Below are 25618 nucleotides of genomic sequence, written 5' to 3' on the forward strand. Positions count from 1 at the left end.
TGGATGGTCCACGACCGAACGTTCGACGCGAGACGAGAGGAGAGGAGAGATGCCTCCGGCAGCACGCATCACCGACCTGCACACGTGCCCGATGGTCGAGCCCGGACCGGTCCCGCACGTCGGCGGCCCGGTCCTGAGCGGGGAGGGGACCGTCCTGATCGGCTTCCAGCCCGCCGCGCGCGTCGGCGACAGCGCCCAGTGCGTCCCTGCGATCGACAGCATCTCGGCGGGCGAGCCCACGGTGATCATCGGCCACAAGGATGCGGCGCGGATGGGGGATCCCACGTCGCACGGCGGGGTGATCGTGAAGGGGTGTCCGACGGTGCTCATCGGATCGAACCCTCAGGCGGAGACCTTGCGGACGGACAAGCCGTTCTGCGAGGACTGCGAGCGCAAGCGCAAGGAGCGCGAGGCGCGCCGCAACCGGGGGAAGCGCTGATGCCGGCGCCGCGCTGCATCGTCGAGGTCCGGTGGGGGAAGCTCGCGGGCACGAAGGTCGCCATCGACCCCGGCAGTACGCTGCGGGTCGGGCGCGGGGACATGGCGCAGCTCGCGGTGCGGCACGACCCCAGGCTCTCGGCGGTGCACTTCGAGCTCGCCTGGGACGGCGCGCGCTGCACGCTCCGGGACCTGCGGAGCGCGACGGGCACGCAGCTGGGCGGCGCGCCGGTGGCCGAAGCCGAGGTGGAGCACGGGGCCTGGATCCGCGCAGGCGAAGCCGATTTCATGGTCTATTTCGAGGCCCAGACGCCGCCGCCGGACGAGGAAGACGACGAGGTCGACGAGGACGAGCGGCGCCGTCGAGCGATGCGCCAGGGGCTCGCGGAGCGAGCGCTGGAGAGGCTGCGTGACGAGTCCTCGCGCGTTCCCCTCTACGCGGTCCTCGACGCTGCCCGTGACGACCGGATCCTGGAGCTCTTGCGAGAGTCGGTGGAGCGCCACCAGTCGCTCTACGAGGGGACTCCCGGCGAGCCTTTGGAGGACGTGGCGCCGTACCTGGCCGGCCCCATGGATGTGAGCTCGACGCTGCTGTCGCGGCTTGTGCTCGAGGGCTGGGGGAGGCGCTGGGGGATCTACTGCACGAGCCGAGAGCCGTTTCGCGAGGTCCGACGGCACTTCCGGCGGTTCCTGATGGTGGAGCTGGAGACGTCGGGCGAGCGTGTCTATTTCAGGTTCTACGATCCCGGCGTGATGAACGTCTTCGCTCCCACGTGCACGCCGCTGCAGATCGAGGAGATGCTCGGCGCCAATGAGCGCATCCTCTACGAGGTCCCCGACCACGGCCTCGCGAGCATCGACGCCGAGCTCGCGACGGCCAAGCGGTCCGCCAGGGCGTTGGGGACGGCGGACGCGCCGTCCGAGGGATGACCGGATGCCCGCCCTCAAGCTGACCCTCGCTTCTCGAGAAGACGCGCTGTTCGTGCATCGGTTTGCGGTCCACGAGGCCATCTCGATGCCGTTCTCGATCTCGGTCTGGGCCCGCTCGCCGGATCCGGCCCTGGACCTCGGGGGCATCGTCGGCCGCCCGGGGACCTTCCACGCCGACGCCGGCTACGGCTTCGCGCACCGGCCGGGCGGCCGCACGTGGAGCGGCCTTGTGAGCCGCGCCGAGCAGGTCCACGCCGTCAAGACCGCGGCCGGCCAGCAGAACGTCTCCACGTACCACTTCCGCCTGGTCCCGACCCTCTGGCAGCTCACGCAGCGGCGCAATCAGCGCATCTACCAGCACCTTTCCATCCCCGACATCGTCGACCGCCTCCTCGGCGAGTGGCGTATTCGAGCTGTGTGGCGGATCGATCGCGGGCGCTATCCGAAGCTTGAATACAAGGTTCAGTACGCCGAGACCGATTACCTGTTCCTGAGCCGCCTGCTCGAGGAAGCGGGGATCGCCTTCACGTTTGCGGATGACGAGGGGCACGCCGCCGCGCCGATCTTCAGCGACCGCCTGGAGGCGAACCCACCGCGGTCGGCGTCCCCGATCCTCTATATTGGCGGTGCGAGCGAGGGCGCGGGACGGGAGTTCGTCACTGGCGTGCGTCTCAGCCGTGAAGTGCGTCCTGGTGCCGTGAGCGTACGGGACCACGATTTCCGACGTCCGATGTTTCCGCTGGCGGCGAGCGCCCGCACGGCCTCTGCCGAGGATCGCTACGAGCAATACCGGTACCGGCCCGGCGCGTTTCTCGTGGAGACCGGCAAGCCAGCCGGCAGCCCGGTCGCCGACGACCAAGGGTTCGCCCGCCATGACCCCGGAGTTGCCGACGAGCTCGCACGTCGCGAGCTCCACGGCGAGCGCGTCGGGCTCCACGGCATCGCCTATGAGACGAACGCCTTCGACATCGTCCCGGGCGCCGTCTTCTCGGTCGACAGCCATCCGCATCCCGAGCTGCCCCCGGCTCGCAAGCTCCTCGTCGTCGAGAGCTCGTTCGAGGGCACGCCTGACGGCGAGTGGACGCTCTCGGGTCACGCGGTGTTTGCCGATTCGCCGTATCGCCCGCCGCGGCGCGCTCCGAAGCCGGTCGTCCATGGCTTTCAGAGCGCCGTGGTCGTCGGGCCGCCTGGCCAGGAGATCCACACGGACGAGTTCGGCCGCGTCCGCGTGCAGCTCGCGTGGGACCGAGAAGGGCAGAAGGACCAGCACAGCTCCTGCTGGATGCGCGTGCATCAAGGATGGGGCGGCGCGGGCTGGGGGATGCTCGCGCTTCCGCGCGTTGGGCAGGAGGTCCTCGTCACGTTCCTTCAGGGCGACCCGGATCAGCCCGTTGTCATCGGTCGCACCTACAACGCGGTCCAGAGCGCCCCGTACGCGCTGCCCGAGCACCGCACCCGGAGCACCTGGAAGAGCGACTCCTCGCCGGGAGCGGGCGGGTTCAACGAGGTGATGTTCGAGGACCTGAAGGGCAAGGAGCTCGTCTGGCAGCAGGCGCAGAAAGACCGGAAGCGGCTGGTCAAGAACGACGAGCAGGGCACGGTGGGTCATGACCGGCAGAAGCTCGTCAAGAACGATGAGTCCGAGCGGATCGACGGTTACGTCAAGCGAGCGGTGGGCAAGGACGTGGATGCCGTGACGGGGGGCGACAGGCGGGAGCGGATCGAGGGGAGCTGCCACCTGGAGGTGCGCGCGAGCTACCGGGAGGAGGTTCGAGGAACGCAGTCGCGCACCGTCGAGCAAGGTCAGCAGGAGCGCGTCGGCGGTCGCCATGCGCTGCGCGCGGCGAAGAAGATCCACGTCGTCGGCGAGGACTTCGTGGGTGAAGGCGCGGACGACGTGACGATCCGCGGACCGGGCGGGTTCATCCGGCTGGACGCGGCGGGGGTCACGATCACGGGGACGCTCGTGAAGATCAACGTGAGCGGCTCACCCGGGAAGGGCGGGGGAGCGCACCCGGAGGCCCCGGAGGAGCCGGTGGGAGTGGGCTCCGACGAACCGTGAGTGGAGAGCGCGATCTGTCCCTCAGGCCTCGGCGCCCGCGGCGCGCCGCGCGCGGTGCCGGCGCAGCGCCAGGCTCACGAGCCCGATCGGCGTCACGACCAGCACGAGCGGGAGCCCCGCGACGCCCACCATGAGCCCCCCTAGGGTCGCGAGCGCCAGCCAGAGCGCGTCGCTCACCGTCGGCCCGGACGAAGGCGCGTCCGCGCGCATCTCCCGGCGGAGATCGCCGACGGTCCGATCGAGCAGCGCCTCGAACGGCCGTCCATACAGGCTCTCGCTGCGGCGGCCGCGGAGGAACGCGCGCACCGTCCGGCGCGGGGCCGAGAGCAGCCCGGCGAAGAGGCCGCCCAGGTCGAGCTGCCACGCCGCGACGAAGTCCTTGCAGCCGGCGCCGAGCTCCCACGCCGAGATCTCGAACTCGCCGATCGTGTTCGTGTCGTAGCCCGTGAGCACGTGGTGCAGGTCGTGGTACCGCACCGCGCGCACGCGCGCCGGGGTGTTCGGGAACGGCACGGGCAGGGGGCCGAGCTTGAAGTCGACCCACGCGTCCCCGTACCCGCCGTCCGCGCCGAACCCGTTCACCTCGAAGTAGATCGCCCGCGCCTCCCGCATCGTGAGGCCCTCGTCGTAATGCACCAGCGCCATGGCACCACCCTCCGTTGGTGAGTACGGTCAATGACCATGGTCATACTTCCAGCCCGCCCTGTCAAGTCCACTCGGCTTGACTCGCGACGGCGCGCGGCAGCACAGTGAGCAAACGATGAGCAGGGTCAGTCGTCAAGGCGCGGCGAGGCGCCGGAAGGGAGCCGCGTCGCCCGCGGCGTCGGACGCGCCGCCGTCCCCGGACGCCCCGGCGCCCGAGCGCGGCGGCCGCGCCCAGCAGAAGCTCGACACCCGCCGCCGCATCCGGGACGCGGCGTGGGCGCTCTTCACCGAGCTCGGGTACGACGGCACGACGACCAAGGCGGTGGCGGAGCGCGCCGAGGTCGCGGCGGGGACGGTGTTCGTCCACGCGCGCGACAAGGCCGACCTGCTCATGATGGTGATGCACGACCGGCTCGCGGCCGCGGTCGACGCGGCGTTCGAGACGCTGCCGCGCAAAGACCCCCTGCTCCCCCAGCTGCTCCACGTGTTCCAGCAGCTGTTCGCGATGTACGGCGAGCAGCCGCTCGTGTCGCAGGCGTTTGTGAAGGCCTTTCCCGGCGCGTCGGGCCCGAACGGTGAGCGGCTGAACGCCCTCACCTTCGCGTTCCTGCACCGCATCGCGGGCCTCGTGCGCGACGCCCAGGCGCGCGGCGAGGTCGACGGCGACATCGACCCGCTCGCCGCGGCGCACAACATCTTCGCCCTCTACTTCGCGGCGCTCCTGTCCTGGCTCAGCGGCTTCGCCACGCTCGGCGCGGCGCTCGATCCGGTGCTGAAAAACTCCCTCGCCCTCCAGTACCGTGGGCTCCGGGCGTGACGCCTGCGCCGGGCGCGCCTCCCCGGCCCCGCCCTCGCCGGCCGTCCCCGAGGCGCGCCGGCGTCAGCGCGCCTCGCGCTCGGCGAGGCCGGCGCGGAGCGCGGCGAGCACCTCGGCGTGGGCGCGCGGATCGCCGGCGGCCACCACGTCGCCGGCGCTGGCGGCGTCGAGCGGGCGACCCTCCCAGTCCGTCATGAGCCCGCCGGCGCCCGCGATCACGGGGACGAGCGCCGCGAAATCGTGGAGCTTGAGCCCGTGCTCGACGACCACGTCGATGCTGCCGCTCGCCACGAGGCCGTACTGGTAGCAGTCGCCGCCGTAGCTCAGGAGCTTGGCCCGCGACGCGACCGCGCCGAAGGCGCGCGCCGCCGCCGGCGGGAAGTACTGCGGGCCCGTGGTGGAGAGGCGCGCCAGCGAGAGCCCCGCGCAGGCGCGGACGCGCGCCGGGCTGCCGTTCCAGAGCGTCGGCCGGCCCAGGGCGCCGACCCAGCGATCGCCGAGGACGGGCTGGTCGATGACGCCGAGCACCGGCCTCCCCCGGTGCAGCAGGGCGATGAGCGTGCCGAAGAGCGGTTTGCCCGTGATGAACGCCTTCGTGCCGTCGATGGGATCGAGCACCCACACGTGCTCCGCCCCCTCGTTCTCGCGGCCGAGCTCCTCCCCCACGATCCCGTGGCCCGGCGCGCGCGCCGCGAGCAGCTCCCGGATCGCCGCCTCGGCCTCGCGGTCCGCGATCGTGACCGGGCTCGCGTCGGCCTTGTCGTCGGCCTCGATGCCCTTGCGGAAATACCGCCGGATCACCGCGCCGCTCGCGTCCGCCAGCCGCTCGGCCAGATCGACAAGGTCTTGGGAAGGCGTCATCGTCTCCGTCCTCCTCGAGGTCCCCGCGGAGCGCGCCCCGAGGGCCCGATCCAGTACGCGCTGCGCGTGCGCACCGCAACGGGCGCGGAGCGCGGCTCAGGCCCGCCGCGCGGTCGCCGCCTCGCCCGGGCGGCGGCGCGGCGCCCCCGGGTGCGGCTCGACGGCGCCGGCAAACAGGCGCGCCCGCAGGTACGCCCCCAGGGCGTCCGCGCCCCGGGCGCCCTCCGGGTGATACTCCGCCAGGACCGGCCCGTTGTGCGGCATGTCCCGCAGCACGTCGAGCGTCACGTCGACGCCCGCCTCGCGGGCGCGCCGCGCGAGCTCGAGGCCCTCGTCCCGGAGGCGCTCGGCGTCGCCGACCTGGACGAACAGCGGGCCCAGGCCGTCGAGGCGCGCGCGCAGGGGGGACAGCCGGGGGTCGTCGAGCGGGATCGCGCCGGCGAAGTCGCGCGCCTGGCGCGCGAGCCCGTCCCGGGTGCCGTAGTCGGTGGGGTCGTTCTCGCGGGTCGAGGCGCTGCTCGCGGTGAGATCGAGCCAGGGGGAGATGAGCGCGGCGCAGCGCGCCTGCTCGCCGCGATCGCGCAGCGCGAGCTGGGCGACGAGCGCGAGGTTGCCGCCGGCGGAGTCGCCGGCGAGCGCGATCTCGCCCGGCGCGTGGCCCCGCTCGACGAGCGCGCCGAAGGCGGCGAGCGCGTCCTCGAGCTGGGCGGGATACCGATGCTCCGGCGCCAGCCGGTACTCGATCCCCACGACGCGCGCGCCGCTCGAGAGCGCGAGCCGCGCCATGAGATCCGCGTGGGTCTTCGTGGATCCGAACAGGTACGAGCCCCCGTGGAGGTAGAGCACGACGCCTCCATCCATCGCGCCCGGCGGCACGAACCACACGGCGGGCACGCCCCCCAGGACGTCGGCCGTGCGCTCGACGCGGCGGACGGCCTTGTCGGGAGACAAGCGCGCGTCCAGATCGGCCCGGACCTTCGGATACGGCCAGTCGAGCATGTCGATGAAGTCGCGGCGGAGCGCGCGGACCACCCATTCGAAGCCGAAGCCCCAGGTTGGCCGGGCGGGGCCGCGGCGGGCGCGCTCGACGGCTGTCTCCACGAATGCGAGACTGAAAATCTTCATGAGACGCAGCACCATGGCGAGGAACCTAGCCCACGCCCCCTCCGGGCGCGGCGGCCGGACACGCCAGATCGCGCGGCCTCGCGCGCCATCCCGGTCGCCCCATGAACGCGCCATCCCGGTCGCCCCATGAAGCCGCGCGGTGGCGGCGGCGCCGGCATCTCGGGCGCGATGGCCCTGCGCCTCGTGCGGTTCTTCGCGGACCGCGCGCTCGACACGGCGCCGCTCCTCGACGTGCTCGGCGCCACCGAGGGCGAGCTCCGGCGTCCCGCCTGCCGCGTCCCGTACGCCGCGCTCGACCGGGCCATCGAGGCCGCGGCCTCGCGCGTCGGGGCGGCGGGCCTCGGGGCCGCGCTGGCGCGCGTGCGGGACGAGGAGACGTACGGCGTCGCCGCGCTCCTGCTGCTCGCGGGGCCCTCGTTCCGCGACGGGCTCGCCCGCGCCGTCGCCTACCAGCGCGTGTGGGGCGACGGCGAGCGCTTCGCCCTGAGCGCGCTCCGCGGCGGGCTCGCCGTCCGCTTCGAGCACCCCGGGCGGAGCGCCCTGGCGCGCGCGGTGCTGGCCGAGTGCGCGCTCGTGGAGATCGTCGACGCGGTGCGGCTGCTCACCGGCAGGCCCGCGGAGGGCCACGCCGCGCGGCTCCGGCACGGCCGGCTCGGCCCCGACGACGCGCTGTGCGCGGCGCTCGGCGTCGCGCCGGCGTACGGCTGCGCCGAGAGCGCGCTCTCCCTGCCGGCGGAGGTGGCCGGGCGCCCGGTCGCGGCGCCGCCGGAGCTCCTGGGGCGCGCGCTCGAGCGGATCGCCCTCACGGCCGTCGCCGCGCTCCCCGCCTCTGCGTCGCTCGCCGACCGCATCGCCTCGATGCTGCGCGCCGAGCTCGACGTCGCCGCCCCGCGGCTCGAGAGCGTGGCGCGGCGGCTCCACATGAGCGCCCGCACGCTGCAGCGAAGGCTGCGGCGCGAGGGCACGAGCTTTCACGATCTCGTCGACCGCGAGCGCCGCGCGCGCGCCGTCGACCTGATCGACCGCGGGGCGAGCGCCAAGGAGGCGGCGCTGCTCGTCGGCTTCGCCGAGCCGGGCAGCCTCGCGCGCGCCCGCAAGCGCTGGAGCGCGGGCGCGCGCGGGGCGTGAGCGGCCCAGGAACTTCGGATCGGCCAGCGTCTCGAGCGGGATCTCGAAGCGCTCGTTCGCGGGCTCCACCTCCCGCGCGCTCTGCGAGAGAGGCTGCCCACCCCCGGCCCGTGCTCGGCGCTTCGCGCCTGCGCGCGGTCCGCCCCTCCCAAATCGCGCGCTCCGCGCGCTCAGGGAGGGGTGCGCCGTCTGGAGCTTGCGGCCGGGATGCGAAAGCCGGAGAGGGCAGAACGTGCACGACGTGCGTCATGACGTGATGCCCAGCAAGAAGAGGGCGTCGGCCCAGAGCGGCCACAGCGTGCGATACGGGTGCGTCGCCAGCATCACACCGCCGCTCGGGAGGCGACGGACGTGGTAGGGGGCGTGTTGCTCGAGAAACCGGACGTGTTTGCGCGTGGTGAGGTCCACGTCGTGCACGGGCGCGCCCTCTGCGATCATCTTCATGATCTCGCGGGCGTAGGGCTCCACGGCGCGCCAATCGTCGTCCGGGAGCGCCGACGCCTCAAGCGCGTCGAGAAGCACTGCCGGTGCAGTATCAATGGCCTGCAGAACCGCTTCCCGCGATACCTCAGCGCCGCCTTTGATCGCGATGCGCGCCCCGTGCGGAGCAGCGTCGACGCGCGCATGCAGCGCGTCCATCGACAACCCTGCGGCGCGTTCCACCTTGTCGTCGTCGTGCAGGTGCACCCACGAGAGAGCAAGATCACGCACGACCTCCGTGGCCGTCGCGTGGTAGGTCGCGCCGATTTCGATCGGGGCGCCCCAGTGCCCGAGCTTCGTACATCCTCCGGTCGTTACGCGTCTGCTCGCGCCCGGCGCGCATAGGCGGAGCAGGAGATCCTCCACGTCCTCCTGGACAACGAGTGACGCCATGGCCGCCTCAACCTCGATCGATCTCGCGCTGGCGAGCAATCCGACGGGCAGGTGAAGCGGGAGCAGTTCCTCCTTGTCGAATGGCGACATGCCGAGAGGACCTGAGGCGCCGCGGCGGAGCTGCCCGTCGCCGCAGCAGTGGCTGCTGAAGCCCAGCGCACGTCCGGAGCGTAGCGTCACGCCGAAAGACGCCCAAGCGTACGCTTCCGTGCCGAACTGGGCATGCAGCGTCGCAGCGACTTCATCGACAGGAATCTCATCACGCCATGTCGAGAATATCGACAGGCTACCGCAGCTCCGCCGCGGGTGAATGAGAGCCGATAGCGCCGCTGCAAATGCGTCGATTCTGTCCGACTCGTCACACCACGCGAAGAACGAAGGGGTTGATTCCCTCAAAACCCGCTGACCGCTTGGCTCGCTCATATCTCGATGATCCTAACAAAATGCTTGAAGCCCTCTCCGGAAATCTGAACGGTCTGGCCTGTGGCCTTGTCGAATAAATGTCCGTTCTTGATGATCTTGTTGTGATCGTCGAAGGCCACGCCCTTCTTGATGATTATCTCGACTCTTGCGACGTCGCCGGCGAGTCCCTTCTCTTTCAGCGCCTTCAGGCCGTTCGTCAACTGCTTGATCGCTTCCTGGACGTGCGTCCCACTTTTCGCCTCGCTCACTGCGAGCTTATTCCCTCTGGTTACCGTCACGAAATCGGGCGCCTTCGCGGCATCGCTGTAGGCAGGAGCGTTCCTCGGGATACCCAGCACCGTGCGCACTCCGTCATCGCCAACGCCGATCAGCGCCCGCCCATCGTCCAGAAGGAGCTTGGCCGCCTTCCTCTCGAAGGCGTCGATCAGCTTGGTGGTGACCGCCCCGCGCAGCGTCTTGTACGATGTACGCCGCGATGCGCGCAGAGCTGTCGCAAGCTCCTCGCCCATCTGCGCGATCTCCTCGGCGACCCGGATCGCTTCCGGCGTCATCCCGCCGGCGCGACTGACCGCGCGCCACATCGGCCCGACCGCCCCGAGCCCGAACCCCACCCCCGAGAAGATCCGCTCCTCGTCGCTGAGCTCCTGCCCCGACGGCAGACACCACGCCTTCCCCGTCACCGCCTCGCACAGGTCGAGCGCCGGCCCCACCATCGGCACGAACGCCACCCCGATGCGCGTCGTCGCGTGCACCAGCGTCTGCATCACCCCCGCGTACGCCTCGGCGCCTTCCCCGACCGTCGACATCGCCCCCGCGAACGCGCTGATCGTCTGATAGAGCTGCGTCTGCTCCAGATCGAGCGCCTCCCCGGTCCACTGGTTCAGGCTGTCCTTCATCTGGTCGGCGAGCGCGTCGAACCTCGGCTTGAGCACGGTGTCCACCAGCGCCCGCAGGTCCGCCGGTACCGGCGAGTCCACGAACCAGTCCGACGCATCCATGAACCGCCGCACGAACGCCGTGATCCGGTTCTGCGCCTTCAGGAACGCGTTCGTCTCCGCCTGCGACACCCCCATCCGGTCGCGCAGCGCGATCTCCAGCGCCGCGCTGTTGTCTCGCCACGCCCGCACGTTCGCCACGAAGTCCGCCCGCGCGACCACGACCCCGCCGCTCACATCGGCCTCCAGCGCCGCGATCACCGCGTCCGCGTACGCCGCGTACGGGTCCCTCCCCTCCTCGAACGCCTCGTCCACCTCGGCGATGTCCGGCACCTCCACCCACGGCACCTCGCTCTCCCCGAGCGCGTAGTTCCACGGGTCGTCCGGGTTCCACCCCTCGGCGCGCGCGTCCTGCGTCGCCAGGTCCGCCACCTCATCGGCCTGCGCGCCGAACTCGTCCATCAGCCGCGCGAGCTCGTCCTGGAGATCGCTGACGCTCTTCTTCAGGTCGTCGACGAGCTGCTCCATCGCCGCCCGCGTCTCCGCGTCGACAACGTCCTTGTATCGGTCGAGGATCGCCTCGAGGTCGGTCCGCGAGATCTCGGCCAGCGGCCGGCTCACCAGATCGTGCAGCTCCGTGTCGAGCTGCCGCAAGAGGTCCATCCGCGCCCGGAGGTCCGCGACCCTCGCGGCGTTGCGGAGGAGCTCCGCCATCAGCCCGGCGACCCTGACCTCCAGCTCCGCGATGTCGCGCGCGAGGTCCGGGTTGATCTCCGAAAGGCTCAGGTCGACCTCGGTGCTGCCCTCGAAACCGGTCCCCTCGCGGCGGATGTCGAAGAGCGGCTTGTTCAGCCCGAGCGGCTCCGAGACGAGGTGCACCACCTCGTGCGCGTGGGTACACCAGTCGTTGCCGTTGACGGTGTGGACCCCGAAGTGGAACTCGTTTCTGCCCATGAGGAGCAGCACCGAGTCGAACTCCGCCTCGAGCGTGTTGCTCCGCGAGCCGTCGGCTTCGATCTGCAGCGCGCCCGGCACCCCGTAGGTGGGCAGCGGCGTCTGGTTCACCTCGAAGATGGCATCGCCCTCGGTCTCGAGCTCGGTAGAACCGCACGAATTGGCATCACCGTAGCTCCTCCAGAGCACGGTATACGGCGTGCGGGTGCGCGCCCACGCCGGCGCCGGCGCCAGCACCGAAAGCGCCGTCATCAGCGCGATGAGCTTCTGGAACACCGCGGCACAGAAGCCGCGCCGCGCGACGTCCTTCGAGCCTCTCATGTCCCCTCCGCGCCGCGCACCGCCGCGTCATACGCGATCGCCGCGCCCTTCACGTCGCCCGCGTCGAGCCTCGCCTGCACCGCGTCGAGCGCCGCCGCGGCCATCCCCTTCTCCCGCAGCGCCGCGAGGCCCGCTGCGATCTTCCGCGGCAGGCCCGTCCTGAGCTCCGCCTCCGCAGCGTCGAGCCGCCCGCGGAGCGCCGCGCACCCGGCCTCGCGCCACGACGCCCCCGCCGCCTCGCAGAGCGGCCGCATCTGCACCAGCGTCAAGAGCGCCCCGCACCGCTCGGCGAGCAGCGGCAGCCCCAGCTTCTCGCTCATCGGCAGCGCCGCCGACAGCGCCGCCACCCGCGCGCGCGCTCCCTCGCGGAACACCTCCGAGGCCCTCTCGATCCGCGACCGCGCCATCGCCTCGCGTGCCCCTTCGTCCCCCTCCAGCACACCGAGCGCCTGCCGGCGCAGCGCGATGCCGCCGATCAGCGCCGTCGCCGTCGCGTCGCTCCGGGCGACGCGCCGCTGCGCGTAGCCCAGCATGGCGCTCAGCGAGCGCAGCGCCCCCGAGGCCATGTCCGGCACGACCGCGCCGCGGGTCGCGAGTACCTCCTTGTGCGGCGCGATCGCCTCCTCGAACCAGACCGCGAGCGCCTGGAGCTCCGCCGACAGCGTCATCACCGCGGACGCGAGCTCGTTCGGCGCCCGGCTCGCCTCGCGCGCCGCCGCGAGCACCGCCTCCTCCGCGCCGTCGAGGCCGTCGAGGTCCGACCGCGACGCCCGCTCCGAGAGCGCCGCGTACGCCGCCGTCTCCGCCGCCTCGGTCGCGCGGTACGCGGCGAACCGCGCCGCGACGCCCGCGTACCGGGATTGCAGCGGCGCGGCGTCGCTCCGGGCCTGCTCGAAGATCGCCTGCACGACCGCCATCGCCTGCTTGTCGGCCGCGAGCGCGGCCACGAGCGGCTCCTCCTCGGCGCTCGCCTTGTCGGTCATCGCCTGCCGGAAGTTGTCGGCCGCGCGGACCGGCTCCTCCTCCAAGATCGCCTCCTGGCGCTGCCTGGACTTCAAGAGCAGCCCGAGGAGCCTGCCGTGCAGGGTCGCCCGGAGCGACTCGGCGTTCTTCTCCTCGTCGCGCACATAGGCCACCGCCCGATCGATCTGATCGAACCAGGCCCGGAGCGCCGCCGCGTTCGCGGCGAGATCGTCGAGCATCGCGCCGCTCGGCTCGACCGCCCACATCTGGATCGGCAGCTCGCCGTCCTCCTCGGCCTCGCTCCACGCGCTGCCCGGGCCCTCGCCCGCGTCCACGCAGTGCTCGACGACGCTGGTGTTCGATTGCGCGCAGAACCGGCCGGGCGCGTGTTCCTCGCGCTCCCACAAGCACCCGCACGCCGTCGCGCCGAGCGCCAGGGCAGCTACGGCCGCCACGAGGATCGCCTCCCGCCTCGTGTTCCTTTTCATCCTCATTGCCTCCACCCCGCGATCTTTCTCGCCGCGCACGCTCGCCCGCTCGCGCCAGCAGAAGCAAGCGTCCACACCAAGTCGGTAGGACATTGCTCGGCCGAGTCGCCCGCCCCGAGCGCCATCCGTCCGCCCTCGACACGCGGGCCATCGCTGGACGGGAAGGCCGTCGCCTCGCGGGAGCGGTCCTGGTGGGTCCGACGGGAATCCTCGATGACACCAGGGCCGCCGTCCACTGGAGCGCAGGAGACGTACCGGGTGTGGCGCTCGACGCCGGAGCCGCTCCGCGGGCGACGAGCGCAGGGCGAGACGCCGCCGGAGCCGCTCCGCGGGCGACGAGCCCAGGGCGAGACGCCGCCGGAGCCGCCGGAAAGGCGAGGTCCGGCCGCGCCGGAGCTGCCGAGCGCTTCGGAAGGGCTTCGCCCGCGGCGACGGCCGAGGGGAACGGCTCGGAGCGCGGCTCGCCGCGGGATCATCGCGTTTCCCGGCCGTGGCAGCGCGATTGGGGGAGTGGGGGCCGCTCTCGGGCGCGGCCGGCCGGTCAGCCGCCGTCGAGCGGCAGCGGAGATTCGGGCGAGCCGGGCTCCTCGACGGGCAGCGCTTCGTCCTCCTCGGCCGCGGTACGGCCGGGCCTGCGGCCTGACGGGCGCACCTTGGCGGCGAGATCCTCGAGGCCGGCGAACGTGAAGCTCGCGGCGAGCAGCGCGGCGCCCTGGCCGAAGCTCTTGTCGCTCTTGCGCATGGCATTCTGCTTCGCGCGCAGCGTCGCCTCCTTCTCGCGCTCCTCGGTCGCGACCTTCGCGAGCGCCTTCTTCAGCGCCGGCAGCTCGGCCGCGATCTCGTCGGCGAGCGCGGCGCGATCGAGCTTCATCGACGCGCGCCTCGGCTTCGGGAGCTTGATCTCCGCGTCCCGCAGGGCGCCCACGACCCGCTCGCCGGTCGTGACGAGCACGGAGGGGTCCTCGGGAACGGCCCCGTCCAGCCGCAGCTTGCGCAGGCCCGCCGGCCCGAACGCCGCGTCGACGGCGGCGCGCCCGTCGACGAGCACCGAGCGCAGCCGGGCGGCCGCCTCGTCGCGCGCCTCGCGGGGCGCGGCGTCGTCGGCGAGCTCGCGCTCGTGCGCGTCGTCGGCCGCCACGAGCGCGGCCGTGTCCGCGGCGAGCCGGCGCGCGACGAGGCGCACGAGCAACGCCACGTCGGGCATCTTCTCGCCGGACCTCAGGCAGGGCGCGAGCTCCGCCGCCATCCCCTTCGCGATCTCGTCGGCGTGCGTCTCGGCCGACGCGGCCACGGCGCGGCTGGACTTGTCCCTGTCGGTCACCAATTTCGACGCCATGCACCCCTCCTTCTCAGGGAACGCGGCCGCAACGGCCGCAACATGGCCCGGCAGGCTCGTCGATGCGCGAGCGCATCGCAAGACGCCGGCACGTTCACCGCGGGCCGGCAGCGCCGCTTCCACGCGCGGCAGCGCCGCTTCCACGCGCGGCAGCGCCGCTTCCACGCGCGGCAGCGCCGCTTCCACGCGCGGCAGCGCCGCTCTCACGCCCGGCGGCGCCGCTTCCACGCCCGGCGACGCCGCGTCAGCGCCGCTTCCGCGGATCGCCCCGGAGGATCGGATACGCCATCAGGAGGCTCAGCCACACGACAATGAACTTCGGATCGGCCAGCGTCTCGAGCGGGATCTCGAAGCGCTCGTTCGTGGGCTCCACCTTGCGCTGCTGCGCCTGCGCCGTCGCGGGAGCGACGACCTCGGGCAGCCGCCTCCCGCCCATCTCGACGCTCGTGCCGACCGCCCCGGGCAGCTTCGGCAGCAGGGCGCCCTCGGCCGCCAGCGCCTGCTCCTCGGGCGTCCGCCGCGTCGCGAGATCCGGATCGACGATCACCGCCGCCGGCTCGAGCGCCTCCGAGCCCTCGCCGCCGCGAGGCTCCGCCGTCGCGACCCGCGCGTCCTGCTCCGGATCCTCCGGGCGGTCCACCGGGGCGTAGCGCGGCGCGACCTCGCCGGGCCTGCGGGCGCGGAGCTCGACCGTCACCCGGGTCGGGAGGTACACGCGCCGCACCTCCTCGGCCGGGACCACGGTGTCCTTGACCGACGCGGGCGCCCCGGCGAGCTCGGGCACCTTCGCGCGCGCGGCGTCGATCGCCGCCTGCTCCGCGTCGATCGCCGCCTTGCAGCCCGGGAGGGACGGATCGAAGTCGAGGCCGACGGCGCTGGCGCCCCCCTTCCTCGCATCCTGGTTCGCCGTGCACTCCCGGAGCACGCGCTCCGCGACGGCGTCGTCCTCCCGGTGCAGGACCGCGAGCGCGAGCTCCTTGCGATCGTCGATGCCGTTGGCGACCTCCGGCCGGGCGACGAAGCGGTAGCGCACGCGGAGCGCGAGGTTGCGCTGCCCCGCGGCGTCGACGACGGTCACGGCCTCCTTGAGGAAGCGGTCCGTGGTCGCGCCCTGGACCTCGCGCCGGCTCACCATCACCCGGGACCGCCGCAGCCCGGTGAACACCGAGCGCGTCTGCGCCCGCACGCGCTCGAGGATCTTGAAATCGCTCGTGTCGGTCGGGACGTAGACGTAGCCCTCGAACTGGAGCAGAGCGGGCGGACGCTTCATGTCCTCGTTGCCCGCCGCCTTGCCCCGATCGCCGCACCCCGCGAGCGCCAGCACCCCGATTACCGGGAGAACACGGACTACTGCACGGAGAAGTGCTACCACAACGGATCTCCCCGACGGCGAGGGTGCAACCCGGGTGAATCTAGCGCCGCCGCCCTCCTGACGAAACCCTTACCCTCCGGAAAAACCGAGCGAGGATGCAGGGATCGCGGGCCCGGCGACCTGAACGTGAGGACCCGGCCCGCGGCGTCCGACCTCGGGTCAGGTGTCGACCCGTGAACGCACCCGTGAACGCGTGAGCCCCCACCCTGGCAGCGCGCGTCGCCGCGGGTGAGCCACCCTGGCGCCGCGCATCGCCGCGGGAGGGCGGCGCATCGAGCGCGGCGATCGCCCCGCGGCGCGGCCCGCGCGTCGCTCTGCTGCGCGGCGGGGGATTGCCCTTTCGAAAATCGGATCCATTTGGTCGCCGAGATGAACACGGAAAGCCAGAACCCCGAAACCAGCGGCGCCGCGCCCTCTGCCGAGCCCTCGGGCGCGGCGCCGGGCCAGCCGCCCGCGTCGACCGCGTCGCCCACGTCCGAGGAGGCCAAGGCCGCCGGCGCCGTCGAGCTCCCCTTCCAGGCCGAGGTGCAGCAGGTCCTCGCGCTGGTCATCAACTCGCTCTACGCGAACCAGGAGGTCTTCCTGCGCGAGCTCATCTCGAACGCGTCGGACGCCCTCGACAAGGCCCGCTTCCTGGCCCTCACGCGCGAAGGGGCCGCCGAGCAGGTCGGCGAGCCCGCGATCCTCATCACGCTCGACGACGCGGCCCGGACCCTCACCATCGAGGACAACGGCGTCGGGATGACCCGCGACGAGGTGGTGCAGAACCTCGGCACCATCGCCCGCTCGGGGTCGCTGGAGTTCCTGAGGGCCAACGCCGAGGCCGCGATGAAGCAGAAGGACGGCGGCAAGCTCCAGCTCATCGGCCAGTTCGGCGTCGGCTTCTACGCCGCGTTCATGGTCGCCTCGCGCGTCGACGTGCAGACCCGCTCGATGCTGCCCGGCGCCGAGCCCGTCCTGTGGCGCTCGTCCGGCGCCGGCTCCTTCACCGTGGCGCCGGGCGACCGCGAGCACCCCGGCACGAAGATCGTCCTCCACCTCAAGGACGACGCGCGCGAGTACACGAAGGCGTGGCGGATCAAGGAGATCATCCGCAAGTACTCCGATTTCGTCCATTTCCCCATCAAGGTGAACGACGAGGTCGCGAACCGCTCGGCCGCGCTCTGGACGCTGCCGAAGTCGCAGATCACCGAGGAGCAGCACGCGGAGTTCTTCCGGCACGTGACCGGCGGCTACGAGGGGGAGAAGCCGCTGCTCACGGTGCACCTGTCGATCGACGCGCCGGTGCAGTTCCACGCCCTGCTCTACGTGCCCGAGAAGGCGCCGCCGGACATGTTCCACAAGGACCGCAGGGCGGTGCGCCTCTACGCGAAGCGGGTCCTCATCGTCGAGGAGTGCGACAAGCTCACGCCGATGTACCTGCGCTTCCTGCGCGGCGTCGTCGACTCCGAGGATCTGTCGCTGAACGTCTCGCGCGAGATGCTCCAGGAGAACCGCACGCTCTCGCAGATCGAGCAGCAGATCGTCAAGCAGGTGCTCAAGTCGCTGAAGGACCTCTCCGAGTCGGATCCCGAGCGCTACGCGACCTTCTGGAGGGAGTTCGGCCGGGTCGTCAAGGAAGGGGTCACGAACGACTGGAAGAACAAGGACGCGATCGCCGAGCTCTGCCGCTTCGAGTCGATGAACACGGAGGCGGGCAAGCTCATCTCGCTCCGCGACTACGTGGAGAAGATGCCGGAGCAGCAGAAGGAGATCTATTACGTGACCGGCCTCGGCCGCCGCGCGGTGGAGCAGAGCCCGCACCTCGAGGCGTTCCGCAAGCGCGGCTACGACGTGCTGTTCCTCGTGGATCCGGTCGACGAGTGGCTGGTGAAGGCGCTGAACGAGTTCGACAAGCGCCGCCTCAAGAGCGTGACGCACGGCGACGTCGACCTCGGCAGCGAGCCGGAGAAGAAGGACCAGCCGGAGGAGGCCGTGGACGCCGCCGTGGCGGCGGTCAAGGCGGCGCTCGGCGACCGGGTGAAGGACGTGCGCGTCTCGCGCCGCCTCACCGACAGCGCGAGCTGCCTCGTCGCGGCCGAGGGCGACCCAGGGGCGAACCTCGAGCGGATCATGAAGCTCATCGACCAGAGCACCGAGGAGTCGAAGCGGATCCTGGAGCTCAACCCGAGCCACCCGGTGGTGAAGAACCTCAACATCCTCGCGGGGCGCGAGCCCGGCTCGGAGCGGGTGAAGCAGTGGTCCGAGCTCCTCCTCGACCAGGCCCTCCTCGTCGAGGGCGTGGTGCAGGAGCCGGCGCAGCTCGTCCGGCGCATCCAGGACCTGCTCGCGCAAGTCAGCTCCGCCGCGGTCAGCAACCAGGCCTGATCGGCCGCGCGGCGGTTTCTTGGCCCGGATCGGGCGGCTGGGATACGCGCGGAGGCGGCATCGGACGAGGTCGCCAGGATGTCCCGCTTCGCAGCACCCCCGCTCAGCCGTCGGACCTTTCTCCATGCGCTCGGCGCCGCGGGCGGCGCCGTCGCCGCGCCGGGGCTCTTCCGGCCGGCGCCGGCGCTCGCCGGGGGCGCCTCGAAGGTCAGGCGCGTCGACGACTCGGACATCGGCGTGACGCTGAAGCTCGAGCTGTCGCACGCGCCGTTCCCCTGCGCCGGCGCCCCGTACCGGGACGCGACGGTGCTGGTCTTCGTGCCGGACCATTACCGCGCGCCGGAGAGCGGCGAGCTCGACCTCGTGATCCACTTCCACGGTCACGTCACGACCGCGGAGCGGGCCATCGCGGCGCACAAGCTCCGCGAGCAGCTCCACGAGAGCAAGCAGAACGCGGTGCTCGTCGTGCCGCAGGGCGCGGTGAACGCCGCCGAGTCGCCCCCGGGCCAGCTGGGGCAGCAGGGCGGGCTCCGGCGGCTGTGCGGCGAGCTCGCGGCGGTGCTCGCGGGCCCCGCGGCGCGGCGGGCGCTCGGCGACCGCGCCGCCCCGCGGAAGGCGAAGCTCGGGAGGCTCTGCCTGTCGGCGCACTCGGGCGGCTACCGCGTCGCGGCCGCGTGCCTCCGCCACGGCGGCTGCGAGGTGAGCGAGGTGTACCTGTTCGACGCCCTCTACGGGGAGGTCGACGCGTTCCGCGACTGGGTGCTCGAGCGGAAGGACAGGTCGGGGCGGGACCGGCACAAGCTCATCAGCCACTTCGTCGCGGGCGACCCGCGGCGGCTCAACCTCGAGCTCGAGCGCGCCCTCGAGGCGAAGGGCGTCGCCTGCCTCCACGAGCGCCGCCCGGGCGAGCTCACGCGCAAGCAGCTCGTGGACGGCCGCGCGATCTTCATTGAGGCCCCGCTCGCGCACAGCGCGGTGACCTTCCAGCAGAACGCGTTCCGCGACTGCCTGTTCGCGTCGGGCCTCCGCCGCTCGCTCCGATCCAGCTGGTTCGAGGACAAGGACGAGCCGCGGAAGATCGACGTGCGCCCCCCGTCCTGAGGCGAGCGGCCCACGCTGCGCCGCGCGTTGCCGCGCGGCAACGCGCGGCGGCGCGCGTCAGTGCCGGAGCGAGACGTCGGCCAGCGCGAGGCGCGCGTCGTTGATGTAGGCGCTGTCCGGGAAGCGGCGGATGAACGACCGCAGCGTCGTCTTCGCGTCGTTCCAGGCCTGGATGTCGAGGAGGCACTCGGCGAGGAGGAAGGTCGCGTCGTCCATGACCTCGCGGTCGGGCGACGCCTCGGAGAGCGTCATGAGCAGCGGGATCGCGTCGCGCTGGCGGTTCAGCCTGCGGTAGGCGCGCGCCAGGTTGAGGCGGGCCGACGGGGTGTGCGACGCCGTCTCCTTCTGGCGGATCGCGTCCTCGAAGGCGACCGCGGCCTCGTGCCAGCGGCCCGTCCGCATGTGATCGAGGCCCGTCTGGTACGATTTGATCGACAGCTCCGAGCGCGCCTTGTCGACCGAGTCGGTGAAGAAGGCGAGCTCGGCGCGGGTGAGCGGCGCCTTGCGCAGCGCCTCGAACCCCTCGATCACCTCCTGCCGCCGCTCGGCACGGATGAGCTCGTAGAACGCCGCGGCGTCGCTCTCGGCCTTGGCCCGCGCGTCGCTCCGCTGCTGCATCTCCTTGAGATCCGCCTCGTGCTTCGCGATGCGGTCCCGGGCGCCCTTCGTCTCGGCCTGGACGGCGTCGACGCGCGCGTCCCAGGCGAGCTTGACGACGCCGATGACCACGATCACGAAGAGGAGGTTCGCGCTCGCGCTGTTCCAGAAGGCGCGCCGCTCGTACGCCATCTGGCGCTTGGAGATGCTCTTCAGGTCCGCGGCGAGGGCGTTCGTGAGGTTGTTCGTCTTGATGATGAGCCCACGGGATTCCACGATCTCACGCTTGATCTCCCGGAGCTCGTCGTCGAAGTCGTGCATTTTCAAGTCCTGAAACCGCGCCCTGTGCAGGAGGCCGCGCTCGTGCTAAGGGGGCCGCGACGCGGGCCCCCGAACCGCGCCCGGGAGGCCGCTAACGCGGACTCGCGGGCCGCGCAAGGGGGACGCTGACGCGGATCCCCGGCCTCGCCGACAGGCCGCCCTTACGCTACCAGGAAGCTCTGCCCATGGACACAAGCGACATCCGAAAAGGCCTCAAGATGATGGTCGACGGCCAGCCCTACTCGGTCATCGACTTCCAGTTCGTCAAGCCGGGAAAGGGGCAGGCCTTCACCCGCGTCAAGATCCGGAACATGGCGACCGGCGCGGTGCTCGAGCGCACGTACAAATCCGGCGAGAAGCTGGAGCCCGCGGACGTGGAAGAGCGCAGCCTCCAGTACATTTATCCCGAGGGCACGGACTACGTGTTCATGGACCCGGCGACCGGCGAGCAGCTCACGGTCCCCGGCGAGAAGATCGGCGACGATTCCCAGTGGCTGAGCGACGGGATGTCGATCGACGTGACCCTGTTCAACGGGCAGCCGATCGGCGTCAGCATGCCCCCGCACGTGGTGCTCCAGATCGTGAGCAGCGAGCCGGGCGTGAAGGGCGACACGGCGAGCGGCGCCACGAAGCCCGCCACGGTGTCGACCGGCGCGACCGTCAACGTCCCGCTCTTCGTGAAGGAGGGCGAGTGGATCAAGATCGACACGACCGACGGCAAGTACCTGGAGCGCGTCAACAAGGGCTGAGCCCCGGTTGACCCCGGGCCTCGGCCGCGGGGGTGACCCCCGGCCTCGGCCGCGGGGGTCACCTCGCCTCGAAGATCACCGCCGCCGCGCCGACGACGCACGCGACGCGCGCCCCCCCGTTGGCCGGCGCGCACGCCGTCGCCTGCGCGAGGTCGCCGCCCGACCAGAGGCGCGCGGCGCCGCCGGCGGTCGCCACGAGCAGCCCGCCGGCGGCGGGGACCGCGAGCGTCGCGCCGTCCGGCGACCGCGCCGCGCCCCGCGGGGCGGGCGTGGCGAGCGGGAACGACAGCGCGGACGCGGTCGGCGCCGCGGCGCGCAGGTCGATCGAGACGAGCGCGGCGCCGAGGGCGATGTCGAAGCCGCCCTCGGACGCGGCGAGCGGAGAGAACGGCAGCCGCTCGGTCCCGGCGCAGCGCTCGGGCGGGGCCGCGCCCGGCCGTGCGCGGGGCCCCTGGCCGCGGAGCAGCGGGAGCGGGACCTCCATCTCGCCGACGGCCTCGGGCGAGCTGCGGAAGAGCGCGAGCAGCGTGGGCGCGTCGCAGCGCCGCTCGACGGCGACGAGCTCCGCGGGCCCGGCGTGGACGGCGGCGGGCCAGGGGGGGATGTCCGTCACGGCCTCGGTCGACGCCGCGGGGTCGACGCGGACGACGCCCTGCGCGGTGCGGACGAGCAGGGCGCCGCTCGCCTCGAACGCGAGCGGGCCGAAGGCGCCGGGCCGGGTCGGCTGGGGGGCCGCGGCGGTGCGGTACACGGCGGTCGCGGTGGCCGGCGGCGCGAGCTTCGCGAGCAGCTTGCCCTCGTCCTTGCCGCGCGCCTCGGCGCCGCCGCGGTCGAGCGCCGCGACGGCCGCGAGCGGCGCCCCGCGCGTCGACGCCGCGACCGCCTCGGCGTGATCGATCGCCGCCGCGAGCCCCGGCTCGCCGCACCGCACCGGGCCCGCGCCCGTCCAGACGAGGGCCTCGCCGGCGCGCGTGGCGTCGCGGCCGGCGACCGCGCCGCCGCCGCCCGCGGCGTCGGCGCAGAGGGCGGCGTGGAGCCGGCGCAGCCGCTGGGCGGAGGCGGCCACGGCCGGCGCGGTGGCCTTGCCGCGCGCGTCGCGGAGCAGGGCGGCGGCGAGCGCGCGCAGCGCCTCGCCGGGCTGGGCCGCGTCGCGCGACAGGCCCGCGGGGCGATCGAGGAAGACCAGTGGGGCGCCGAGGCCGGCGGCGGCGGCGCCCGCCGGCGCCGGGAACGGGCGCAGCGCGCCGGCGAGGCCGACGGAGACGACGAGGTCGTCGCGGCCGTCGGCGTCGCGGTCGGCGACCTCGAGGGAGGCGGAGAGCGCCTCGTCGGGCGGCGGCGTGCGGAGGCGGAGCTCCAGGGCGAGCTCCGGCGCCGCGCCCGCACCCGCGGCGGGGCCGGGGAGGCGGATCACGGCGATCCAGCGCGTGGCGCCCGCGCCGGCGGCGCGCTGCTGATCGGGGCACTGCGGCGCGAAATCGAGGGCGAGCGTCGCGGGGCCGATCTGGCTGAGGCCCACGCGCGGCGTGCACCCCTGCGCGGCGAGATCGCCGGGGAGGGCGGCGAGCGTGCGCGGCGCCTGCGGCCGCGCGGCGGGCGCGAGCAGGAGCTCGCCGCGCAGGCCGTCGGGCGCCCGCGCCCAGGCGACGAGATCGCGCGCGCCGTCGCCGTCGAGGTCGAGCAGGAGGCCGGTCTCGAAGGTGCGCCCGGTCGGCGCGGCGGCCACGGCGCCGCCGTCGAGGGGCCACCGCTTGCCGCCTTCGGGCGCCGGGACGCTCGGCACGGCCGCGAACCGGGGCGCGGCGGCGTCCGGAGCGTCGGCGTCGGGGCCCGCGTCCGGCGCGGCGGGGGCGACGGCGCTCAGCGGGGGCGGGGAGCCGGAGGGCGCCGCCGAGCCGAGCGTGTAGGGGGTGTAGGGCTTGGAGCTCGGGCAGCCGTCGCAGCCGGTCGCGGCGAGGAGCGGGAGCAGGGCGCGGAGGAGCTTCGGGCAGGATCGATCGGGCATCGCGAGCGGACCCGCCCGAGCACCGGCGCGCGGCGGGCGGGGCAGGCGTAGCACGGGCGGCGGCCGGGCGTCGCGGCCCCGCCGCGCCCCGGGGGCGGATGGCGCCGGTACGCGTTTCGGAGTAGCTTGATCGAGGGCAGATGCGCGGGCCGAAACCTCCTAAGGCCATCGAAGGCGAAGACTATTACCTCGAGGGCGGCCGGGTGGTTTTCACAGCGGAGTATCACCTGAAGCGGGGATACTGCTGCAACTCGAAATGTCGTCATTGCCCTTACCGTGAGAGCGCGCCGGCGGAGTCGGTAACCATCACGGTACCTCGCCTGAAACTTCCCTGAAGCGATCGAGCGCCCGCGGCGGAAGGCAGCGAAGGAGCCCGCGGCGTTCCGTTGTCGGCGCATGAGGCGACGGGCGGCCGCTGCTGTGCCGCCGATCGCGGTGGCCAGTGCGCCGCAGTCCCCTGGGCTGTCGATGGGGTCGGGAGCACGCGCGCGCGATGGCGCGATGGAATGCCGGTTGTCCGGGTTGTGCGGAGCGTCTAGGCTTTCGCACCCACTCGCGCAGGAGTCTCTATGCGTCGTAGTTTTCGTCCTCTGCTCTACTGCCTTTTGCTCTCCGTGCCGGTCGGATGCACCGCGGCGTCGAACGACAAAGCCCCGCAGCCGCAGCCGCCGGTCGATGAGGTGCCGGCGATCGAGGACACGGATAAGGACGGCATCAGCGACGCGGACGAGGGGCGCGACGAGGAGATCGACACGGACAGCGACGGCGTGCCCGATTTCGAGGACGCCGACTCCGACGGCGACGGGCTGCCCGATAAGCTCGAGGGCGCCATCCCCACGGGGCAAACCGCGCTTCCCGACAGCGACGGCGACGGCGTGCCGGATTTCCGCGACGAGGACTCCGACGGCAACGGGATCCCCGACGAAGAGGAGGGCGACGGCGACCGCGACGACGACGGCACGGCCGATTACGCCGACGTCGACGACGACGCCGACGGCCTCTTCGACAGGGACGAGCTGGGGCCGGACCCGCTCGACCCGGTGAACACCGACGGCGACAGGTGGCCTGATTTCCGCGACACCGACTCCGACAACGACGGCATCCTCGATCGGTTCGAGCGAGAGATCGACGCCGACAGCGACAGGATCCCGGCGTTCCGCGATCTCGACTCGGACGGCGACTGCCGGCCCGACGCGGCCGAGCGGGGCGAGGGCGAGATCACGAAGCCGCCCATCGACAGCGACAACGACGGCGCGGGCGATTTCCTCGATCTGGACAGCGACAACGACGGGCTGCTCGACAAGCTCGAGGACGTCAACTGCGACGGCGTGCTCGATCCGCTCGAGTCCAGCACCGCGAGCGAGGACACGGACGAGGACGGCGTGAGCGACCTCATCGAGGTGTCCGCCGGCACGAACCCGAACGACGACCTGGACAACCCGCAGGCCAACGGGGACTTCGTGTTCATCGTGCCGTACCGGGACGATCCGAGCCCGGCGCAGGACACGCTCGACTTCTCGACCAACATCTCGCAGGCCGACGTGGTGTTCGCGATGGACACCACGGGATCGATGAGCGGCTCCATCAGGAACCTGCAGGGCGCGCTCCAGGACATGATCGATGTGCTCGCCGAGGAGATCCCGAGCATCGGTATCGGGGTGACCCACTACAAGGACTTCCCGACCGACCCGTACGGCGGCTCCGCCGACCAGCCGTTCTACCTGGAGCACCGGGTGATGAGCGTGCTCACGCCGGAGGGGCGGGAGTCGGTGCAGGAAGCGGTGGACGAGCTCTCGGCCTCGGGCGGCAACGACGAGCCGGAGAGCGGCTGGGAGGCGCTCTTCCAGATCGCCAGCGGGCGGGGCACGGACGAGGGACGCTCGAGCGTGCCGGCGTTCGACGCGGCGACCGCGCCGCCGGGCGAGATCCCGCCGGGCGAGTCGGTCGGCACGATCGGCGGCGTGGGCTTCCGCACCGGCTCGCTGCCCATCGTGGTGATGATCACCGACGTGCCGAGCCACAACGGGACGATTCCGGGGTACGGCTACTCGAGGATCGAGTCCCCGAACTACCAGCAGGCGCTGAGCGCGGTGACCGGCTTGGGCGGCCGCCTCATCGGCATGGTGGCGACGTCCGACGGGAGCGAGGCGAAGGCCGATCTGACGGCCGGCGCGCTGGCGACGGGCTCGGTGGTTCCGCCGACGGCGTGGGGGCCTGAGGGCATGCGCCCGCCGAGCTGCGCGGTCGGCCAGTGCTGCACCGGCGAGAACGGCAGGGGCGTGGCGGCGGCGAACGGCAAGTGCCCGCTCGTGTTCCAGACCTCCAGCAGCGGCACCGGCCTGAACCTGGCCGTCGTGCAGGCGATCAAGGTGCTCACGACCTACGTCACGCTCGACATCTCGGCGGCGGCGGAGGACGACGAGACCGACACGGTCGACGCCGTGAGCGCGTTCATCGACAGGATCATCGCGAACAACCTGGCGCCGGAGCCCTGCACCTCCGGCCTCAGGGTCGTGGACAAGAACCGCGACAGCGTCGCGGACACGTTCGCCAACGTGTTCCCGGGGCCGACGGTCTGCTTCGACGTGCTCCCGAAGATCAACGTCTCGGTGCCCCCGACGACGGAGCCGCAGGTCTTCACGGCGAACATCGTCGTCACCGGCGACGGCGTGACCACGCTGAGCACCCGCAAGATCTTCTTCCTCGTCCCGCCGGAGATCCCGGAGCTCCCCATCGAATGAAGGGCGAGCGGGCGCCCGCCGGCGGGCGCCCGGAGCCGCGGAGGGGGGCTGCCCTGGCGGCGGCCC

Annotated in this window: 20 protein-coding genes; 10 read left to right on the top strand and 10 right to left on the bottom strand. The window is 72.6% G+C overall.

What is annotated here, in order from left to right; translation table 11 throughout:
• The first annotated feature begins 49 nt into the window (after positions 1–49).
• From WMF33_RS49575 to WMF33_RS49585, 3 genes are read left to right on the top strand one after another with little or no spacing between them, the layout of a single operon-like run.
• Positions 50–439, top strand: a complete 390-nt coding sequence (locus WMF33_RS49575; RefSeq protein WP_437335108.1) for a PAAR domain-containing protein — start codon at positions 50–52, stop codon at positions 437–439.
• Positions 439–1368: a DUF4123 domain-containing protein gene (locus WMF33_RS49580; RefSeq protein ID WP_437335109.1), complete on the top strand. Its 930-nt coding sequence runs from the start codon at positions 439–441 to the stop codon at positions 1366–1368. Before WMF33_RS49575 ends, WMF33_RS49580 begins: the two co-directional genes overlap by 1 nt.
• Before the next feature lie 4 nt (positions 1369–1372).
• Positions 1373–3430 (top strand): type VI secretion system Vgr family protein, encoded by a 2058-nt coding sequence (locus tag WMF33_RS49585; RefSeq protein ID WP_437335110.1) that lies wholly within the window; start codon positions 1373–1375, stop codon positions 3428–3430.
• Between the two features lie 21 nt (positions 3431–3451).
• On the opposite strand, the gene WMF33_RS49590 is transcribed toward WMF33_RS49585, so the two are convergent.
• Entirely contained in the window at positions 3452–4075 is a 624-nt protein-coding gene (locus WMF33_RS49590; RefSeq protein ID WP_437335111.1) for a hypothetical protein, read from the bottom strand.
• A 115-nt stretch (positions 4076–4190) separates the two neighbouring features.
• Between WMF33_RS49590 and WMF33_RS49595 the strand changes: the two genes are divergently transcribed.
• Positions 4191–4892, top strand: a complete 702-nt coding sequence (locus WMF33_RS49595; RefSeq protein ID WP_437335112.1) for a TetR/AcrR family transcriptional regulator — start codon at positions 4191–4193, stop codon at positions 4890–4892.
• Positions 4893–4955: 63 nt separating this feature from the next.
• On the opposite strand, the gene hisN is transcribed toward WMF33_RS49595, so the two are convergent.
• Both hisN and WMF33_RS49605 read right to left on the bottom strand, forming a co-directional pair.
• Positions 4956–5753, bottom strand: a complete 798-nt coding sequence (gene hisN / locus WMF33_RS49600; RefSeq protein ID WP_437335113.1) for a histidinol-phosphatase — start codon at positions 5751–5753, stop codon at positions 4956–4958.
• 96 nt (positions 5754–5849) lie between these two features.
• Positions 5850–6878, bottom strand: a complete 1029-nt coding sequence (locus WMF33_RS49605; protein WP_437335114.1) for an alpha/beta hydrolase — start codon at positions 6876–6878, stop codon at positions 5850–5852.
• Positions 6879–7004: 126 nt separating this feature from the next.
• On the opposite strand from WMF33_RS49605, the gene WMF33_RS49610 reads away from it, so the two are divergent.
• Positions 7005–8006, top strand: coding sequence for an AraC family transcriptional regulator ligand-binding domain-containing protein (locus WMF33_RS49610; protein ID WP_437335115.1), 1002 nt, complete (start codon positions 7005–7007; stop codon positions 8004–8006).
• A 246-nt stretch (positions 8007–8252) separates the two neighbouring features.
• Here WMF33_RS49610 and WMF33_RS49615 read toward each other — a convergent pair whose 3' ends face one another.
• The 5 genes from WMF33_RS49615 to WMF33_RS49635 all read right to left on the bottom strand — a co-directional run bounded on the left by WMF33_RS49615 (position 8253) and on the right by WMF33_RS49635 (position 15623).
• Positions 8253–9302, bottom strand: a complete 1050-nt coding sequence (locus WMF33_RS49615; protein ID WP_437335116.1) for a hypothetical protein — start codon at positions 9300–9302, stop codon at positions 8253–8255.
• A complete protein-coding gene (locus WMF33_RS49620) occupies positions 9299–11512 on the bottom strand; it encodes a hypothetical protein (protein ID WP_437335117.1) in 2214 nt (737 codons plus the stop codon). Before WMF33_RS49620 ends, WMF33_RS49615 begins: the two co-directional genes overlap by 4 nt.
• Positions 11509–12963 carry a hypothetical protein gene (locus tag WMF33_RS49625; RefSeq protein WP_437335118.1) on the bottom strand — a complete coding sequence of 485 codons (1455 nt, stop codon included), beginning with the start codon at positions 12961–12963 and terminating at the stop codon, positions 11509–11511. Before WMF33_RS49625 ends, WMF33_RS49620 begins: the two co-directional genes overlap by 4 nt.
• A gap of 541 nt (positions 12964–13504) precedes the next feature.
• Positions 13505–14299: a hypothetical protein gene (locus WMF33_RS49630; RefSeq protein ID WP_437335119.1), complete on the bottom strand. Its 795-nt coding sequence runs from the start codon at positions 14297–14299 to the stop codon at positions 13505–13507.
• 244 nt (positions 14300–14543) lie between these two features.
• The gene (locus WMF33_RS49635; RefSeq protein WP_437335120.1) at positions 14544–15623 is read right to left on the bottom strand and encodes a hypothetical protein; all 1080 of its coding nucleotides are present in this window, start codon (positions 15621–15623) and stop codon (positions 14544–14546) included.
• 417 nt (positions 15624–16040) lie between these two features.
• On the opposite strand from WMF33_RS49635, the gene htpG reads away from it, so the two are divergent.
• Both htpG and WMF33_RS49645 read left to right on the top strand, forming a co-directional pair.
• Positions 16041–18038, top strand: coding sequence for a molecular chaperone HtpG (gene htpG / locus WMF33_RS49640; protein WP_437335121.1), 1998 nt, complete (start codon positions 16041–16043; stop codon positions 18036–18038).
• 78 nt (positions 18039–18116) lie between these two features.
• Positions 18117–19139 (top strand): hypothetical protein, encoded by a 1023-nt coding sequence (locus WMF33_RS49645; RefSeq protein WP_437335122.1) that lies wholly within the window; start codon positions 18117–18119, stop codon positions 19137–19139.
• 57 nt (positions 19140–19196) lie between these two features.
• On the opposite strand, the gene WMF33_RS49650 is transcribed toward WMF33_RS49645, so the two are convergent.
• Entirely contained in the window at positions 19197–20057 is an 861-nt protein-coding gene (locus WMF33_RS49650; RefSeq protein ID WP_020742257.1) for a tetratricopeptide repeat protein, read from the bottom strand.
• 185 nt (positions 20058–20242) lie between these two features.
• On the opposite strand from WMF33_RS49650, the gene efp reads away from it, so the two are divergent.
• On the top strand, positions 20243–20806 hold the full coding sequence (efp, locus tag WMF33_RS49655) for an elongation factor P (RefSeq protein ID WP_020742258.1): 564 nt from the start codon (positions 20243–20245) through the stop codon (positions 20804–20806).
• A 58-nt stretch (positions 20807–20864) separates the two neighbouring features.
• Here efp and WMF33_RS49660 read toward each other — a convergent pair whose 3' ends face one another.
• A complete protein-coding gene (locus WMF33_RS49660) occupies positions 20865–22811 on the bottom strand; it encodes a hypothetical protein (protein ID WP_437335123.1) in 1947 nt (648 codons plus the stop codon).
• A 140-nt stretch (positions 22812–22951) separates the two neighbouring features.
• Here WMF33_RS49660 and WMF33_RS49665 point away from each other — a divergent pair, with 140 nt between their 5' ends.
• Together WMF33_RS49665 and WMF33_RS49670 are read left to right on the top strand one after the other, a co-directional pair.
• On the top strand, positions 22952–23146 hold the full coding sequence (locus WMF33_RS49665) for a DUF5522 domain-containing protein (protein ID WP_080682678.1): 195 nt from the start codon (positions 22952–22954) through the stop codon (positions 23144–23146).
• A 234-nt stretch (positions 23147–23380) separates the two neighbouring features.
• Positions 23381–25552 (top strand): VWA domain-containing protein, encoded by a 2172-nt coding sequence (locus WMF33_RS49670; protein WP_437335124.1) that lies wholly within the window; start codon positions 23381–23383, stop codon positions 25550–25552.
• Positions 25553–25618 lie beyond the last annotated feature (66 nt).

It is taken from the genome of Sorangium sp. So ce394 (assembly GCF_051474665.1).
In the GTDB taxonomy this organism is placed as follows: domain Bacteria; phylum Myxococcota_A; class Polyangia; order Polyangiales; family Polyangiaceae; genus Sorangium; species Sorangium cellulosum_D.